Source organism: Pseudomonas sp. ADAK13 (genome assembly GCF_012935715.1).
In the GTDB taxonomy this organism is placed as follows: Bacteria; Pseudomonadota; Gammaproteobacteria; order Pseudomonadales; family Pseudomonadaceae; genus Aquipseudomonas.
This window is the reverse complement of sequence record NZ_CP052860.1, coordinates 1,771,126-1,788,204: the sequence shown is the minus strand read 5'-3', so window position 1 is coordinate 1,788,204 and position 17,079 is coordinate 1,771,126. Positions and strand designations below refer to the sequence as shown.

Below are 17,079 nucleotides of genomic sequence, written 5' to 3'. Positions count from 1 at the left end.
AAGGACTTTTTCGTCCTTCGGTGTGGCGCTATGGATAGCGTTCACGGCACCGATGGTCCTGGCTGTGCCCAATCGAATCGACCTGATTCACCTGCCGCCACCTGGCAACGTGCCCCTGAGCACCGCACGGGTTGCATTTACTGGCGACAAGCTGTCCCTCAATTTCCAGAACATCGAACTGCGTGCGGTGCTGCAGCAGATTGCCGATGTTGCCGGCCTCAATCTGGTGGCCAGCGATGAGGTGCAGGGTTCGATCACCTTGCGGCTCAAAGACGTACCGTGGGACCAGGCTCTGGACCTGGTGCTGCAAACCAAGGGGTTGGATAAGCGTGTGACGGCCAACGTGCTGCTGGTCGCGCCGGCCGAGGAGTTGGCCGCTCGGGAATTGCTGGTGCTGGAGTCGCGCAAGCAAATGACTGAGCTGGCACCGCTGCGCCGCGAGTTGCTGCAGGTCAACTACGCCAAGGCGGCGGACCTGGCCAAGCTGTTCCAGTCGGCCGTGGGCCTGGAAGGTGAAACCGATGAGCGGGGCTCGGTGGCGGTGGATGACCGCACCAACAACATCATCGCCTACCAGACCCAGGAGCGCCTGGAGGAGCTGCGCCGGATAGTGGCGCAGCTGGATATACCGGTGCGGCAGGTGATGATCGAGGCGCGGATTGTCGAGGCCAACGTGGATTACGACAAAAGTCTCGGCGTGCGCTGGGGCGGGCAGGCCAACCGGGGGAACTGGGGCGCCGGCGGGATCAGGACGCCGCTGGCGGACGGGGCCGAGCCGCCCGAAAGTCCGCCCAGCTCACCGTTTGTCGATCTGGGTACGGTCAACGGCAGCGCCGGCCTGGGTGTCGCCTTCATCACCGACAACCTGCTGCTGGACCTGGAACTGACGGCCATGGAAAAAACCGGCAACGGGGAAATTGTCTCGCAGCCCAAGGTCGTCACCTCCGACAAGGAAACCGCGCGAATCCTCAAGGGCACCGAGATTCCTTATCAGGAGTCCAGTTCTACCGGGGCCACCTCGGTATCGTTCAAGGAGGCCTCCTTGTCATTGGAAGTGACCCCGCAAATCACCCCGGATGGCTGGGTGATCATGGAGGTCAAGGTCACCAAGGATGAGCCCGACTACCTGAACAAACTCAACGACGTGCCGCCGATCAAGAAAAACGAGGTCAACGCCAAGGTGCTGGTCAAGGATGGGGAGACCATCGTGATTGGCGGGGTTTTCTCCAATACTCAAAGCAAAGTGGTAGATAAAGTGCCATTTTTGGGCGATGTGCCGTATCTTGGCCGCCTTTTCCGGCGGGATGTGGTTTCGGAGAAAAAATCCGAGCTGCTGGTATTCCTGACTCCGCGTATTATGAATAACCAGGCGATTGCTGTGAGTCGTTGATTCTGTGCGAAATTTGATTCTTGTTGGACCGATGGGGGCTGGAAAAAGCACCATCGGCCGTTTGCTGGCCAAAGAGCTGCGCCTGCCATTCAAAGATTCCGACAAGGAAATTGAATTGCGCACGGGCGCCAATATCCCGTGGATCTTCGATAAGGAAGGCGAACTGGGCTTTCGCGACCGCGAGCAGGCGATGATTGCCGAGCTGTGCGGCTGCGATGGCGTGGTATTGGCCACCGGCGGCGGCGCGGTGATGCGCGATGAGAATCGCCGGGCGCTGCACGCCGGCGGTCGCGTGGTTTACCTGCATGCCTCTGTCGAGCAGCAGGTGGGCCGCACCGCTCGCGATCGCAATCGCCCGTTGTTGCGCACCGCCGACCCGGCGAAAACCCTGCGGGACCTGCTGACGCTGCGCGACCCGCTTTATCGGGAAATCGCCGATCTGGTGGTGGAAACCGATGAGCGGCCGCCACGAATGGTCGTTCTCGACATTCTTGAGCGCCTGGCGCAGTTGCCACCCCGTTAAAGCCAGAGCCGAAATGCGCTATTCTCGGCGGCGCGTCATGACCGTCCGAGTTGTGGCGTAGAGCCATCAGGCGGCGTCAGATCCCGACGTTGCCGACAACGTTAATGTAGGGCAATACGCCTGCTTTCATCTTCAACGCGGGGACACATGCAGACACTTAAGGTCGATCTTGGCGAGCGCAGCTACCCGATCCACATTGGCGAAGGTTTGTTGGACCTGCCCGAGTTGCTCGCACCGCATATTGCCGGGCGACAAGTGGCGATCATCTCCAACGAAACGGTCGCGCCGCTGTATCTTGAGCGTCTGAGCCGCAGCCTGGCGGCGTACTCGGTGATCTCGGTGGTGTTGCCTGACGGCGAGGCCTTCAAGACCTGGGAAACCCTGCAACTGATCTTCGATGGCCTGTTGACGGCCCGTCATGACCGGCGCACCACTGTGGTGGCGCTGGGCGGTGGGGTGATCGGCGACATGGCCGGCTTTGCGGCCGCCTGCTACCAGCGCGGCGTGGATTTTATCCAGGTGCCGACCACCCTGCTGTCCCAGGTCGATTCGTCGGTGGGTGGCAAGACCGGCATCAACCACCCGCTGGGCAAGAACATGGTCGGCGCGTTCTATCAGCCGAATGTGGTGCTGATCGACACCGCGACCCTCAATACCCTGCCGCCTCGCGAGTTGTCCGCAGGCCTGGCGGAAGTCATCAAGTACGGGCTGATCTGCGACGAGCCGTTCCTGACCTGGCTTGAAGAGCATGTCGACGCCCTGCGCGCCCTGGACCAGGTGGCGTTGACAGAAGCGATTTCCCGCTCCTGCGCCGCCAAGGCTCTGGTGGTGAATGCTGACGAGCGTGAGTCCGGCGTACGCGCTACCTTGAACCTCGGCCACACCTTCGGCCATGCGATCGAGACCCACATGGGCTATGGTGTGTGGTTGCATGGAGAGGCCGTAGCGGCTGGCACGGTAATGGCACTTGAGATGTCGCAGCGCCTGGGCTGGATCAGCGCCCAGGAGCGTGATCGCGGGATCCGCCTGTTCCAGCGCGCCGGGTTGCCGGTCATTCCTCCCGAGGAGATGACCGAGGCAGATTTTCTCGAACACATGGCAATAGACAAGAAAGTGATCGACGGTCGACTGCGACTGGTGCTGTTGCGCCGAATGGGCGAAGCGGTAGTGACCGACGATTATCCGAAAGAGATTTTACAGGCCACGCTGGGAGCGGATTACCGCGCCCTGGCCCAGCTTAAAGGTTAATAAGATCCCGATGACTAGTTTGCATGCCGACGAGGCGTTCCTCGGCCATTACCAGTTAAGCCACGACCCTTTTGCTCCACGGGTGCCTGGTTTCAAATTTTTCCCTGCGCAACGCAAGCCGGTGCTGGGGCAATTGCACCACCTGGCGCGCTACAGCCAGCTGTTGCTGGTGGTCACCGGCCCGTTGGGCAGCGGCAAGACCTTGCTGCGCCAGGCGCTGGTTGCCAGCACCAACAAGCAATCGGTGCAGAGCGTGGTGGTTTCCGCCCGTGGTGCCGGTGATGCGGCAGGTGTGTTGCGTCAGGTAGCCCAGGCCCTGGACGTGTCCACTGCCGAGCCGAACGCAATCCTCAAGCAAGTGGTGCAACTGGGCCTGACGGGCCAGGAAGTCTACCTGCTGGTGGACGACGCCGAGCAGCTCGACGAATCCGCCCTGGAGGCCTTGCTGGCCCTGGCGGCCGGTACGCCGGAAGGTCGCCCCCATGTGTTCCTGTTTGGCGAGTCTTCGCTGATTGCCGAGCTGGAGCAGATCAGCGGCGAGCAGGAGCTGTTCCACGTCATCGAACTGCAGCCTTACGAAGAGGAAGAAACCCGCGAATACCTGGCCCAGCGGCTGGAAGGCGCAGGGCAGGGCATCGAACTTTTCTCTGCTTCGCAGATCTCTGATATTCACGAAAGCTCCGACGGCTGGCCTGGCACCATCAACCAGGTTGCCCGGGATGCAATGATCGAAGCCATGATTGCCAGCCGCTCAGCGGTTAAGCGTCCAAAGATGGGGTTTACTATGCCGAAGAAGCACGTATTGGCAATTTCTGCCGTTGTCGTGGTCGCTGTCGCCGCCGCCTGGTTGATTCCAGGTCGCAACAAGGCCCCGACCACCGCAGGCGCGCCAACCGAACAGGCGCAGTTGCCTCTGGGCAAGCCAACACCGAACGTTGAATTTGCCAACTCCGGCCAACCCACCAACCTGCCAATGGTTGGCCAGCCTGTGATGCGCGGCCCGTTGGCCGAGGCTGCGGGCGGTATCAGCGAAGGGGATGACGGCGTGCCGGTTGAAGGCTCCAGCGCCACGCCACCGACCGTCACCACCACTGCACCACCGGCTGGCGTGCCAGCGGGTCAGCCGGCTGCCAAGCCAGCGCCTGCACCGGCCCAGGTTGCCACCGCCAAACCAGCGCCGGTTGCCAAGCCTGTAGCCCCGGCACCGGTGGCCAAACCGGCTCCAGCCCCCAAACCAGCTGAAAAACCTGTGACCGTGGCCAAGGCCGGCGCCACCGGCAGCAGCTGGTACAGCAGCCAGCCTACCGGTAACTTCGTGGTGCAGATCCTCGGCACCAGCTCCGAAGCCAACGCCCAGGCGTTCGTGAAAGAGCAGGGCGGCGAGTACCGTTATTTCAAGAAAGTACTCAACGGCAAGCCTCTCTACGTGATCACGTACGGCAACTTCTCCAGCCGTACCGCAGCGGAATCCGCTATCAAGGCCTTGCCAGCGAAGGTTCAGGCTGGTAAACCTTGGCCTCGCACTGTCGCCAGCGTTCAACAAGAACTGGCAACAACTCGCTGAAGATCCGGCGGCCTTACCCAGGCCGCCCTCTCGGCACCTCAAAAAAAACAACACAGCGTGCAGCCCTGAAGGCCGCGCGCTTTGTGGTGTCTGCGTCACAGTAGCTTTTGAGTCGTAGCGGTCAGAATTAAAAAAGTTTTGACTAGCACAGCATATCGCTTTAAACCTTTCATAAATGCGACATAGATTTGCGACATTTCGTCGCTAAATTTGTGAGCGTCTGTGTCGGTGTGTACAATGACCTCCCTTTTGCCCCCGCTAAGCCGGCGTACGTTCGGCGTGGAAGGTAACCGGTTGAATTGAAAAGAAATTTGCCTCGAAATAAGAGGCAGCCTGGTGAGAAAGTGTCTATGAAAGCAGGTCTGTACCAACCCGATGAATTCAAGGATAACTGCGGTTTCGGCCTGATAGCCCATATGCAGGGCGAGCCCAGTCATACCCTTTTGCAAACGGCCATCGAGGCCCTGACCTGCATGACCCACCGCGGTGGGATCAACGCCGACGGCAAGACCGGTGACGGTTGCGGCTTGCTGATTCAAAAGCCCGACCAGTTCCTGCGCGCTGTCGCCAAGGAGCATTTCGGCACCGATTTGCCCAAGCAGTACGCCGTGGGCATGGTGTTCTTCAACCAGGACCCGGTAAAAGCCGAAGCCGCTCGCGAGAACATGAACCGCGAGATCCTGGCCGCCGGCCTGCAGCTGGTCGGCTGGCGCAAAGTGCCAATCGACACCAGCGTACTCGGCCGCCTGGCCCTGGAGCGCCTGCCGCAGATCGAACAAGTGTTCATCGCCGGTGACGGCCTGAGCGACCAGGACATGGCGATCAAGCTGTTCACCTCGCGTCGTCGCTCGTCCGTGGCCAACGCCGCTGACACCGACCACTACATCTGCAGCTTTTCCCACAAGACCATCATTTATAAAGGCCTGATGATGCCGGCGGATTTGACCGCCTTCTATCCAGACCTGAGCGATGAGCGCCTGCAAACCGCAATCTGCGTGTTCCACCAGCGCTTCTCCACCAACACCCTGCCGAAATGGCCGCTGGCCCAGCCATTCCGCTTCCTTGCCCACAACGGCGAGATCAACACCATCACCGGCAACCGCAACTGGGCTGTGGCCCGTCGCACCAAGTTCGCCAACGACCTGATGGACCTGGAAGAGCTCGGCCCGCTGGTCAACCGCGTGGGTTCCGACTCCTCCAGCATGGACAACATGCTCGAACTGATGGTCACCGGCGGCATCGACCTGTTCCGTGGCGTGCGCATGATCATCCCGCCTGCGTGGCAGAACGTTGAGACCATGGACCCCGACCTGCGGGCGTTTTATGAGTACAACTCGATGCACATGGAACCGTGGGACGGCCCTGCCGGCGTGGTAATGACCGACGGTCGCTACGCCGTGTGCCTGCTCGACCGTAACGGCCTGCGCCCGGCGCGTTGGGTGACCACCACCAACGGCTTCATCACCCTGGCGTCGGAAATCGGCGTGTGGAACTACCAGCCGGAAGACGTGATCGCCAAGGGCCGCGTCGGCCCGGGCCAGATCCTCGCCGTGGACACCGAAACCGGTCAGATCCTCGACACCGATGCGATCGACAACCGCTTGAAGTCCCGTCACCCGTACAAGCAATGGCTGCGCAAGAACGCCCTGCGCATCCAGGCGACCATGGAAGACAACGACCACGGTTCGGCTTTCTACGACGTCGACCAGCTCAAGCAGTACATGAAGATGTACCAGGTCACTTTCGAAGAACGTGACCAGGTGCTGCGTCCATTGGGCGAGCAAGGCTACGAGGCCGTCGGCTCCATGGGCGATGACACGCCAATGGCCGTGCTGTCCCAGCGCGTGCGTACGCCGTACGACTATTTCCGCCAGCAGTTCGCCCAGGTGACCAACCCGCCGATCGACCCGCTGCGTGAAGCCATCGTGATGTCGCTGGAAGTGTGCCTCGGTGCCGAGCGCAACATCTTCCAGGAATCGCCTGAGCACGCTTCCCGCGTGATCCTCAGCTCGCCGGTCATTTCCCCGGCCAAGTGGCGTTCGTTGATGACCCTGGACCGCCCGGGCTTCGACCGGCAGATCATCGACCTGAACTACGACGAGAGCCTCGGCCTGGAAGCCGCTGTGCGCAACGTTGCCGATCAGGCTGAAGAAGCCGTGCGCGCCGGTCGTACCCAGATTGTGCTGACCGACCGCCACATTGCCCCGGGCAAGCTGCCGATCCACGCATCCCTGGCTACCGGTGCGGTGCACCACCGCCTGACCGAAAAAGGCCTGCGTTGCGACTCCAACATCCTGGTTGAAACCGCCACCGCCCGCGACCCGCATCACTTTGCGGTGTTGATCGGCTTCGGCGCCTCCGCGGTGTACCCGTTCCTGGCGTACGAGGTACTCGGCGACCTGATCCGCACCGGTGAAGTCCTGGGCGACCTCTACGAGGTGTTCAAGAACTACCGTAAAGGCATCACCAAGGGCCTGCTGAAGATCCTGTCGAAGATGGGCATCTCCACCGTCACGTCCTACCGCGGCGCTCAATTGTTCGAAGCCATCGGCTTGTCGGAAGAAGTCTGCGAGATGAGCTTCCGTGGTGTGCCGAGCCGCATCAAGGGCGCACGTTTCGTCGACATCGAAGCCGAGCAGAAAGCCCTGGCAGCCGAAGCCTGGAGCGCGCGCAAGCCGATCCAGCAAGGCGGCCTGCTAAAGTTCGTGCACGGTGGCGAATACCACGCCTACAACCCGGACGTGGTCAACACCCTGCAAGCTGCCGTACAGCAGGGCGACTACGCCAAGTTCAAGGAATACACCGCGCTGGTGGATAACCGCCCGGTGTCGATGATCCGCGACCTGTTCAAGGTGAAAACCCTGGACACGCCGCTGGCCATCAGCGAGATCGAACCACTGGAATCGATCCTCAAGCGTTTCGACTCCGCCGGTATTTCCCTGGGCGCCTTGTCGCCTGAGGCTCACGAAGCCCTGGCCGAAGCCATGAACCGCCTGGGTGCGCGTTCCAACTCCGGCGAAGGCGGTGAAGACCCGGCACGTTACGGCACCATCAAGAGCTCGAAAATCAAGCAGGTTGCCACGGGCCGTTTCGGCGTGACCCCGGAATACCTGGTCAACGCCGAAGTGCTGCAGATCAAGGTGGCCCAGGGCGCCAAGCCGGGTGAGGGCGGGCAACTGCCTGGCGGCAAGGTCAACGGTCTGATCGCCAAACTGCGTTACGCAGTGCCGGGCGTGACCCTGATTTCGCCGCCGCCGCACCACGACATCTACTCCATCGAGGATTTGTCGCAGCTGATTTTCGACCTGAAACAAGTCAACCCGCAGGCCCTGGTCTCGGTGAAATTGGTAGCAGAAGCCGGCGTGGGCACCATCGCCGCCGGTGTGGCCAAGGCCTATGCCGACCTGATCACCATCTCCGGCTACGACGGCGGCACCGGCGCTTCGCCGCTGACCTCCATCAAGTACGCTGGCGCGCCTTGGGAACTGGGCCTGGCGGAAACTCACCAGACCCTGCGCGGCAACGACCTGCGCGGCAAGGTCCGGGTGCAAACCGACGGTGGCCTGAAAACCGGCCTCGACGTGATCAAGGCCGCGATCCTCGGCGCCGAAAGCTTCGGCTTCGGCACCGCGCCAATGATCGCCCTGGGCTGCAAATACCTGCGCATCTGCCACCTGAACAACTGCGCCACCGGCGTGGCCACTCAGAACGAGAAGCTGCGCAAGGACCACTACATCGGCACCGTCGACATGGTGGTGAATTTCTTCACCTACGTCGCCGAAGAAACCCGTGAGTGGCTGGCCAAGCTGGGTGTGCGCTCCCTGGAAGAGCTGATCGGCCGTACCGATCTGCTGGACATCCTCGAAGGCCAGACCGCCAAGCAACAGCACCTGGACCTGACGCCGCTGTTGGGCAGCGATCACATCCCGGCCGACAAGCCACAGTTCTGCCAGGTTGATCGCAACCCGCCGTTCGACAAGGGCCTGCTGGCCGAGAAGATGGTCGACATGGCCAGCTCCTCGATCAACGACGCGAGCGGCGGCGAATTCGCCCTGGATATCTGCAACTGCGACCGTTCCATCGGCGCACGCATCTCCGGCGAAATTGCGCGCAAGCACGGCAACCAGGGCATGGCCAAGGCGCCGATCACCTTCCGCTTCAAGGGCACCGCTGGCCAGAGCTTCGGCGTCTGGAACGCCGGTGGCCTGAACATGTACCTCGAAGGCGACGCCAACGACTACGTGGGCAAGGGCATGACCGGCGGCAAGCTGGTGATCGTTCCGCCTGCGGGCAGCGTCTACAAGACTCAAGACAGTGCGATCATCGGCAACACCTGCCTGTACGGCGCAACCGGCGGCAAGCTGTTTGCAGCCGGTACGGCGGGTGAGCGTTTCGCGGTGCGTAACTCCGGTGCCCACACCGTGGTGGAAGGCACCGGCGATCACTGCTGCGAGTACATGACCGGTGGCTTTGTCGCGGTGCTGGGCAAGACCGGCTACAACTTCGGTTCGGGCATGACCGGCGGTTTCGCCTACGTGCTCGACCAGGACAACACCTTCGTCGACAAGGTGAACCACGAGTTGGTGGAGATCCAGCGGATCAGCGGCGAAGCGATGGAATCCTATCGCAACCACTTGCAGCATGTGCTGGACGAATATGTCGAGGAAACCAACAGCGAATGGGGTCGTAACCTCGCTGAAAACCTCGATGACTACCTGCGCCGTTTCTGGCTGGTCAAGCCCAAGGCTGCCAACCTGAAATCGTTGCTTTCCAGCATCCGTGCCAACCCGCAGTGATATGCGCCTGAAGAGTTTGATGAGGTTTTAACATGGCTGAACGTCTGAATAACGACTTCCAGTTCATCGATGTCGGGCGCAAAGATCCGAAGAAGAAACTGTTGCGTCAACGCAAGAAAGAGTTCGTGGAAATCTACGAGCCCTTCAAACCCCAGCACTCGGCCGACCAGGCCCACCGCTGCCTGGGGTGCGGTAACCCGTATTGCGAATGGAAGTGCCCGGTGCACAACTTCATTCCGAACTGGCTGAAGTTGGTGGCCGAGGGCAACATCCTCGCCGCCGCCGAGCTGTCGCACCAGACCAACACCCTGCCGGAAGTCTGCGGCCGGGTGTGCCCGCAGGATCGTCTGTGCGAGGGTGCGTGCACCCTCAACGACGGCTTCGGCGCGGTGACCATCGGTTCGGTGGAGAAGTACATCACCGACACCGCGTTCGCCATGGGCTGGCGTCCGGACATGTCCAAGGTCAAGCCGACCGGCAAGCGCGTCGCGATCATCGGCGCGGGCCCGGCGGGCCTGGGCTGTGCCGACGTGCTGGTGCGTGGCGGCGTGACCCCGGTGGTGTTCGACAAGAACCCGGAAATCGGTGGCCTGCTGACCTTCGGCATCCCCGAGTTCAAGCTGGAAAAAACCGTACTGAGCCATCGTCGCGAAGTCTTCACCGGCATGGGTATCGAGTTCCGCCTCAATACCGAAATCGGCAAAGACGTGACCATGGAGCAACTGCTCGAAGAATACGATGCCGTGTTCATGGGCATGGGCACCTACACCTACATGAAGGGCGGCTTTGCCGGTGAGGACCTGCCGGGCGTGTACGACGCCCTGGATTTCCTGATCGCCAACGTCAACCGCAACCTGGGCTTTGAAAAGTCGCCGGAAGATTTCGTCGACATGAAAGGCAAGAAGGTCGTGGTACTGGGCGGTGGTGACACCGCGATGGACTGCAACCGTACGTCGATTCGCCAGGGCGCCAAGTCGGTGACCTGTGCGTACCGTCGTGACGAAGCCAACATGCCGGGCTCGCGCAAAGAGGTGAAGAACGCCAAGGAAGAAGGCGTGAAATTCCTCTACAACCGCCAGCCGATCGCCATTGTCGGCGAGGACCGTGTCGAAGGCGTGAAAGTGGTCGAGACCCGTCTCGGCGAACCGGACGCCCGTGGCCGTCGCAGCCCTGAGCCGATCCCGGGTTCCGAAGAGATCATCCCGGCTGACGCCGTGGTCATCGCCTTCGGTTTCCGTCCAAGCCCGGCGCCGTGGTTCGAGCAGTTTGAGATCCAGACCGACAGCCAGGGCCGCGTCGTCGCCCCGGAACAAGGCCAGTACAAACACCAGACCAGCAACCCGAAAATCTTCGCCGGTGGCGACATGGTTCGCGGTTCTGACCTGGTGGTAACCGCGATCTTCGAAGGGCGCAATGCCGCTGAAGGGATCCTGGATTACCTGCAGGTCTGATCCCGATCCCGAGTTGAAATGGGATCAAAATGTGGGAGGGGGCTTGCCTGCGATAACGATGTTGAATTCACCACCGCCATCGCAGGCAAGCCAGCTCCCACACAAACCCCATTCCACATTGGGGTTTGTGATACCAGTCATTGCGACAAATTGACCCGATAGACAAAAGGCACGGCTCACTCCGTGCCTTTTGCGTCGCGCTCTGAGAAAATGCCCGCACTTTTTTTGCGGATGCCGACATGACTGCCCTCAAGAACGACCGTTTCCTTCGTGCCCTGCTCAAGCAACCCGTGGACGTCACCCCTGTGTGGATGATGCGCCAGGCCGGTCGCTACCTGCCGGAATACCGCGCCAGTCGCGCCCACGCCGGCGACTTCATGAGCCTGTGCATGAACCCGGAGTTCGCCTGCGAAGTCACGATGCAACCGCTGGACCGCTATCCACAGCTGGATGCGGCCATCCTCTTCTCCGATATCCTGACCATCCCCGACGCCATGGGCCAAGGCCTGTACTTCGAAACCGGCGAAGGCCCGCGTTTCAAGAAAGTCGTCAGCACCCTGGCCGACATCGAAGCCCTGCCGATCCCTGATCCCCACAAGGACCTGGGCTACGTGATGGACGCCGTCAGCACCATCCGCCGCGAGCTGAACGGCCGCGTGCCGCTGATCGGCTTCTCCGGCAGTCCTTGGACCCTGGCCACCTACATGGTCGAAGGCGGTTCGTCGAAAGACTTCCGCAAGACCAAGGCCATGCTCTACGACAACCCGCAAGCCATGCACCTGCTGCTGGACAAGCTGGCGCAGTCGGTCACTTCCTACCTCAACGGCCAGATCATGGCCGGTGCCCAGGCGGTGCAGATCTTCGATACCTGGGGCGGCAACCTGTCGGCGGCGGCGTACCAGGAGTTCTCCCTGGCCTACATGCGCAAAATCGTCAGCGGCCTGATCCGTGAGCACGAAGGCCGCAAAGTGCCGGTCATCATGTTCACCAAGGGCGGTGGCCTGTGGCTGGAAAGCATCGCCGACGCCGGCGCCGACGCGCTGGGCCTGGACTGGACCTGCGACCTCGGCGAAGCCCGTCGCCGTGTAGGCAACAAAGTGGCGCTGCAAGGCAACATGGACCCGACCGTGCTGTACGCCAAGCCGGAAGCCATCCGCGCTGAAGTCGGGCGTATCCTCGCCAGCTACGGCAAAGGCAGTGGCCACGTGTTCAACCTTGGCCACGGCATCACCCCGGAAGTTGATCCGGAGCACGCCGGCGCTTTCCTGCGGGCGGTGCATGAATTGTCGGCGCAGTATCACGAGTGATAATGCGGCAATGAAAAAGCCCGGCAGATGCCGGGCTTTTTTGTGGGTGATATTTTTTGCGAGAGCACCGGCAGTCGTATGGTGGTTGAAATGTCCGTAATGAAGGACATAATCGACGTATCAGTTAAAAATGTCCGTTATAGGTAACATTATGCTCATCGCGAATCCAACCGCTCTAGGCGAAAGAATACGCCAGTTGCGTCGCGCCAAGGACTATAGCCAAGAACAGCTCGCGACCAAGGCCAAGTGCAATCGCAAGACTATCATTGGCCTTGAGGCGGGCGAAAATGTAGCGATGTATTCGGTATTCCGGGTTATCGCGGCATTGGGAATGGCTCTGGAAGTGGTGGATAAACGCATCGACCTCAAGTCCCTTGCCGACCTGGTAGAGCTTGATGAGTAGGGTCAAGTTGCTCAATGTGACGACCCCGCAAGGGCATTCCGGCGAATTGTCGAAAGGCTCGCAGTTCGCGTTTTCTTACGACTCTGCCGAGGCCGCGCGGGAAGTGTCATTGGTCATGCCCTATGACCCGACGCCCTCGGTCAGTAACGTGCTGCATCCGATTTTCGATATGAACGTGCCGGAAGGGTTTCTGGCTGATCAGATCAAACGGCGGATGGCCAAGCATATGCAGGTGGATGAAATGCGCCTGTTATCGGTCATCGGTGGCAATCAGATTGGGCGCCTCACCTACCAGAATCCCGCTGGGGTATCAGTGGCTGTTCGTGCACAGGTGGGACTCCATGAAATTCTCTCGGCAGATACCTCCCGAGGTGTTTTTGAGTTTCTGGTGGATACCTATTTCGAGTCAGGAATTTCGGGCGTGCAGCCTAAGGTGCTGGTCCCGGATCTGGACAAGCTGACCGGCAGCCGCAAAACCATGCTCAGCTCCGACCTTATCGTAAAGTCCGGTGCTGACGAGTATGCCCACTTGGCACAGAATGAGTTCCTTTGCCTGGAGGCGGCCCGGATGGCAGGTCTGGAGACGCCTCCTTTCTGGCTTTCCGAAAGGGGTGATCTATTTGTCATGGAGCGTTTTGACCTGACCCCGAGTGGCAAGTTGGGCTTCGAAGACATGGCCGTTCTGCTGAGCCTCAACAAAGACCCGCATGACAATTACAAGTACTCCCAAAGTTACGAAACCCTTGCGGCGGTGATCAATGAGGTCTGTCGACATGGGGACCCGTTGCGCGAGCTTGAACGGTTTTTCTCTTCCGTCTGCCTGTCCGTCATGGTGCGTAATGGTGATGCTCACCTGAAAAATTTCGGGGTGACTTACACCCATCCAGAGGCCCGTGAAACGGTGAAACTGGCACCGGTGTTCGATGTCACCACAACGACGGTGTATGAGAACTACAACCCTAAGTCTGGCCGCTCACTGGTTGATCGGACATTGGCAATCAAGATGAACAAGGTGAAGGCTTATCCTGATCGTCAGCAACTGATTGAATTCGGGCGTAAGCACTGTGTGGTGGACAAACCGGCGTTAATCATTGAACGCGTTGCGCAGGCGATGTCGCAGGCGTTGGCCACGCATCAAGTACGCATCGATGCGGAGCTGTTTTCGGCAATGCAGGCGGAATGGGATGCAGGGCGTGCCATGGCACTTCATGACTCAGTAACGCCGGGCATGAAGCGAAAGCCTGTCGTGAAAAAGCCGCAGTGATGCGGCTTTTTTATGGGGCACGGCTTAACTAAGCCTTGGCTTCCTGCAACGGCGGCAACTTCGCCAGCTTCAACGCCACCAGCAGCGCGACGATCAACAGCGCGACGATAAACCCGCCTATCCCGTTCCAGCCGGCGTAGTGCCAGAAGAAACCGCCCGCCGTGCCCGCAATGCTCGACCCCACGTAATAACTGAACAGGTACAACGACGACGCCTGGCCCTTGGCCTTCAAGGCGCGGCGGCCGATCCAGCTGCTGGCCACCGAGTGGGCGCCGAAGAAGCCGAAGGTGAAGATCAGCATGCCCGGAACCACCAGCCACAGCGGGGTGAACAGGGTCAGGGCGATGCCGCCGAGCATCAGCACGATCGTCCCCCACAGCACGCGACGGCGGCCGAGGCGGTCGGCCAGGGAGCCGATTTTCGCCGAGCTGTAGATACCCGAAAGGTACACCAGCGACAGCAGGCCTACCACCGCCTGGCTCAAATCGTATGGGTCAGCCAGCAAGCGGTAGCCGATGTAGTTGAACATCGTCACAAAGGCGCCCATCAGCACGAAGGCTTCGAGGAACAGCCACGGCAGGCCGGCGTCCTTGAAGTGCAGGGTGAAGCCATCCACCAGGCTGCGCGGGTGCAGGGTGCTGGCGCGGAAGTTGCGCGATTCGGGGAGGATTTTCCAGAATACCGTGGCCGCGATCAGCGCCAGGGCGCCGATGATCAGCATCGCGGTGTGCCAGCTGACGAAGTCGATCAAGACCCCGATGATCAAGCGCCCGCTCATGCCGCCAATGGCGTTACCGCCGATGTACAGGCCCATGGCCAGGCCGATGTGTTGCGGGTGAATTTCTTCGCTCAGGTAGGTCATGGCCACCGCTGCCAGGCCGCTGAGGGACAGGCCCACCAGTGCGCGCATCAGCAGGATGCCTTCCCAGCTCGGCATCAGGCCGCTGGCGATGGTGCACAGCGCGGCGCAGAACAGCGCGGCAACCATCACCGGCTTTCGTCCCAGGGTGTCGGAAATCGGCCCGGTGATCAGCAGGCCAATGGCGAGCATGCCGGTGGCCACCGAGAGAATCAGGCTGCTTTGCGCGGCATTGATGGAAAATTCGTGGGACAGCGCCGGCATCATCGGCTGTACGCAGTAGAGCAGGGCGAAGGTGGCGAAACCGCCGGAAAACAGCGCCAGCACCGTGCGCATGAACATCGGGGTGCCTTTTTCGATGAACTGCTCGTTGAGCTGTGCCACCACGTCATCGAGGGCGGTGGGCGGTACTTCTTGAGCGAGCGGAGCGACAGCAGATTTCACGCGGGACCTCGGGGAGGAAAGACTGCCTGGGCTGGCAATGCAAAAAAGAATATAGCTCCCTAATGATTCTTTCCAATATATTGTTCGACCTGTTTAAGAGCTTTTACGACCTAATGAGGTTTTCATGGAATTGCGCCACCTGCGTTACTTCATCGCCGTGGCTGAAGAGCTGCATTTTGGCCGCGCCGCGCAGGTGCTGGGGATCTCCCAGCCGCCCCTGAGCCAGCAGATCCAGGCGCTGGAGCAGGAGATTGGTGCGCGGTTGTTTGAGCGTACCAATCGTCGGGTCGAGCTGAGCGAGGCGGGCCGGTTGTTCCTGCAAGAGGCGCGTCTGGTGCTGGCGCAGGTGGATAAAGCCGCGGACGTGGCACGTCGGGCGCAGTTGGGGGAACTGGGGGAGCTGAAGATTGGCTTCACGTCTTCTGCGCCGTTCAACTCCAGCATCCCGCAGGCGATCTTCGCGTTTCGCCAGGCGTTCCCGGCGGTGCATTTGAATCTGCAGGAGATGAGCAGTACGGAAGTGGCCGAGTCGCTGGTGGATGAGTCGATACAGGTGGGGTTGATGCGGCCGTTGCCGTTGCCTGATTCCCTGAGCGTCGTGGAACTGATGCGCGAACCCTTGGTGGCCGTGCTGAACGCCGGGCATCCGTTGGTGGAAGGCAGCGAGCGCGGTTTGCACCTGGCGCAATTGGCTGAAGAGCCGTTTGTATTTTTCCCGCGGACTTACGGCAGCGGCCTGTATGCCCAGTTGCTGAACCTGGCGCGTGATGCAGGGTTCAGCCCGCACTTCGCCCAGGAGGCCGGGGAGGCGATGACGATCATTGGTCTGGTGGCGGCGGGGCTTGGGGTCTCGGTGCTGCCGGCGTCGTATCAGCGGATCCGCATTGATGGCGTGGTTTACCGCACCTTGCTGGACCAGGAAGCGGTGACGGCGGTGTGGCTGGTGCAGCGCAAGGGCCAGCAGACGCCGATGGCGAAAGCGTTTGTTGAGCTGCTTGTGGCGAGGGGGCAGTAGGTCAAGCCATGGACGATGTAAATCCAGTGTGGGAGCTGTCGAGCTTTAGCGAGGCTGCGATAGCGGTAGGTCAGGCAACATCAATGTTGATAGTGCCGACGCCATCGCAGCCTCGCTAAAGCTCGACAGCTCCCACCTTTGATCTTCGCAAGGCAAGGCGCTTTGCCACTGATTGCCGGGTGCAGATTTTCAGGCATACTGGCCGAGTTCCCGAAAGGGGCTTGTGAGACTCTGAGGATCCTGGGCAACCAGCCATCGCAGAGCCAGGCAGGAACCGGCGATGACAAGCCAACCTGTTTGTGAAGAGGGCGCCGAAAGGCGCCCTTTGTCGTTTCTGGTATTTCAGTTCTGCTTCGAAGTCCCAGTCTGCTGGAACAACTGCGCCGCCGACCCCGTATCACTCACCCCGTTGGTGCGCAAAGCCGCCAGAATATCCCGGTCCAGCATGCTCACCCAGCGGTTGTAGTTGCGATGAATCTTGCCGTCCTTGTAGCCCAGGTCGCGGCTGTCGCGGTAGGTGATGGCGTAGCTGGTCGCGGTGTAGCGGATGTCGATTTCAGCGTGGAACTGGTTGCGCACGTTGATCTCGGCCTGGACCAGTTGCGGGCTCAGGCGCTGCACCACCCATTCGCGCTTGTTCAGGGCAGCCACGATGGTCTGCTTCATTTTTTCTTCGTTGATCTGCGGGTTCGCCGGCAAGTCGTGCTGGGTGTTGAGCACCGGTTTGTTGGTGCAGCCAGCGGTGGTGAGCAGGGCCAAAGCAAGGAGTGTTGCGCGTAGCAGGGAAGACATTCCATTTCTCCAGTCAGTAAAAA

General features: G+C 60.7%; 12 protein-coding genes. 10 read left to right on the top strand and 2 right to left on the bottom strand.

What is annotated here, in order from left to right:
• Window positions 1-52: 52 nt before the first annotated feature.
• From HKK54_RS08425 to HKK54_RS08385, 9 genes are all read left to right on the top strand, one after another.
• Window positions 53-1,390: a type IV pilus secretin PilQ gene (locus HKK54_RS08425; protein WP_169389260.1), complete on the top strand. Its 1,338-nt coding sequence runs from the start codon at window positions 53-55 to the stop codon at window positions 1,388-1,390.
• Between the two features lie 4 nt (window positions 1,391-1,394).
• Window positions 1,395-1,913 (top strand): shikimate kinase AroK, encoded by a 519-nt coding sequence (aroK, locus tag HKK54_RS08420; protein WP_003209345.1) that lies wholly within the window; start codon window positions 1,395-1,397, stop codon window positions 1,911-1,913.
• Window positions 1,914-2,060: 147 nt separating this feature from the next.
• Window positions 2,061-3,161 (top strand): 3-dehydroquinate synthase, encoded by a 1,101-nt coding sequence (gene aroB, locus HKK54_RS08415; RefSeq protein WP_169386558.1) that lies wholly within the window; start codon window positions 2,061-2,063, stop codon window positions 3,159-3,161.
• Between the two features lie 10 nt (window positions 3,162-3,171).
• Window positions 3,172-4,725, top strand: coding sequence for an SPOR domain-containing protein (locus HKK54_RS08410; RefSeq protein WP_169386557.1), 1,554 nt, complete (start codon window positions 3,172-3,174; stop codon window positions 4,723-4,725).
• A 350-nt stretch (window positions 4,726-5,075) separates the two neighbouring features.
• Entirely contained in the window at window positions 5,076-9,521 is a 4,446-nt protein-coding gene (gene gltB, locus HKK54_RS08405; RefSeq protein WP_010169211.1) for a glutamate synthase large subunit, read from the top strand.
• 32 nt (window positions 9,522-9,553) lie between these two features.
• Complete coding sequence (locus HKK54_RS08400) at window positions 9,554-10,972, top strand: FAD-dependent oxidoreductase (RefSeq protein WP_003209353.1); 1,419 nt, start codon at window positions 9,554-9,556, stop codon at window positions 10,970-10,972.
• A 239-nt stretch (window positions 10,973-11,211) separates the two neighbouring features.
• Complete coding sequence (gene hemE, locus HKK54_RS08395) at window positions 11,212-12,279, top strand: uroporphyrinogen decarboxylase (RefSeq protein ID WP_003209355.1); 1,068 nt, start codon at window positions 11,212-11,214, stop codon at window positions 12,277-12,279.
• Window positions 12,280-12,430: 151 nt separating this feature from the next.
• Window positions 12,431-12,682, top strand: a complete 252-nt coding sequence (locus HKK54_RS08390) for a helix-turn-helix transcriptional regulator (RefSeq protein ID WP_169386556.1) — start codon at window positions 12,431-12,433, stop codon at window positions 12,680-12,682.
• Window positions 12,675-13,946: a type II toxin-antitoxin system HipA family toxin gene (locus HKK54_RS08385; RefSeq protein ID WP_169386555.1), complete on the top strand. Its 1,272-nt coding sequence runs from the start codon at window positions 12,675-12,677 to the stop codon at window positions 13,944-13,946. The genes HKK54_RS08390 and HKK54_RS08385 overlap by 8 nt, the downstream gene beginning before the upstream one ends.
• Window positions 13,947-13,974: 28 nt before the next feature.
• Here HKK54_RS08385 and HKK54_RS08380 read toward each other — a convergent pair whose 3' ends face one another.
• Window positions 13,975-15,192 (bottom strand): MFS transporter, encoded by a 1,218-nt coding sequence (locus HKK54_RS08380; RefSeq protein ID WP_442962333.1) that lies wholly within the window; start codon window positions 15,190-15,192, stop codon window positions 13,975-13,977.
• Between the two features lie 181 nt (window positions 15,193-15,373).
• Here HKK54_RS08380 and HKK54_RS08375 point away from each other — a divergent pair, with 181 nt between their 5' ends.
• Complete coding sequence (locus HKK54_RS08375; RefSeq protein WP_010169215.1) at window positions 15,374-16,264, top strand: LysR family transcriptional regulator; 891 nt, start codon at window positions 15,374-15,376, stop codon at window positions 16,262-16,264.
• Window positions 16,265-16,606: 342 nt separating this feature from the next.
• Here HKK54_RS08375 and HKK54_RS08370 read toward each other — a convergent pair whose 3' ends face one another.
• Complete coding sequence (locus HKK54_RS08370) at window positions 16,607-17,056, bottom strand: hypothetical protein (RefSeq protein ID WP_010169217.1); 450 nt, start codon at window positions 17,054-17,056, stop codon at window positions 16,607-16,609.
• Window positions 17,057-17,079 lie beyond the last annotated feature (23 nt).

Coding starts and splice junctions, on each gene's coding strand:
- HKK54_RS08425 (WP_169389260.1), top strand. CDS start 53: ATGGTCCTGGCTGTGCCCAATCGAATCGACCTGATTCACCTGCCGCCA.
- HKK54_RS08385 (WP_169386555.1), top strand. CDS start 12,675: ATGAGTAGGGTCAAGTTGCTCAATGTGACGACCCCGCAAGGGCATTCC.
- HKK54_RS08370 (WP_010169217.1), bottom strand. CDS start 17,056: ATGTCTTCCCTGCTACGCGCAACACTCCTTGCTTTGGCCCTGCTCACC.
- hemE (WP_003209355.1), top strand. CDS start 11,212: ATGACTGCCCTCAAGAACGACCGTTTCCTTCGTGCCCTGCTCAAGCAA.
- HKK54_RS08410 (WP_169386557.1), top strand. CDS start 3,172: ATGACTAGTTTGCATGCCGACGAGGCGTTCCTCGGCCATTACCAGTTA.
- HKK54_RS08400 (WP_003209353.1), top strand. CDS start 9,554: ATGGCTGAACGTCTGAATAACGACTTCCAGTTCATCGATGTCGGGCGC.
- HKK54_RS08375 (WP_010169215.1), top strand. CDS start 15,374: ATGGAATTGCGCCACCTGCGTTACTTCATCGCCGTGGCTGAAGAGCTG.
- aroB (WP_169386558.1), top strand. CDS start 2,061: ATGCAGACACTTAAGGTCGATCTTGGCGAGCGCAGCTACCCGATCCAC.
- HKK54_RS08390 (WP_169386556.1), top strand. CDS start 12,431: ATGCTCATCGCGAATCCAACCGCTCTAGGCGAAAGAATACGCCAGTTG.
- gltB (WP_010169211.1), top strand. CDS start 5,076: ATGAAAGCAGGTCTGTACCAACCCGATGAATTCAAGGATAACTGCGGT.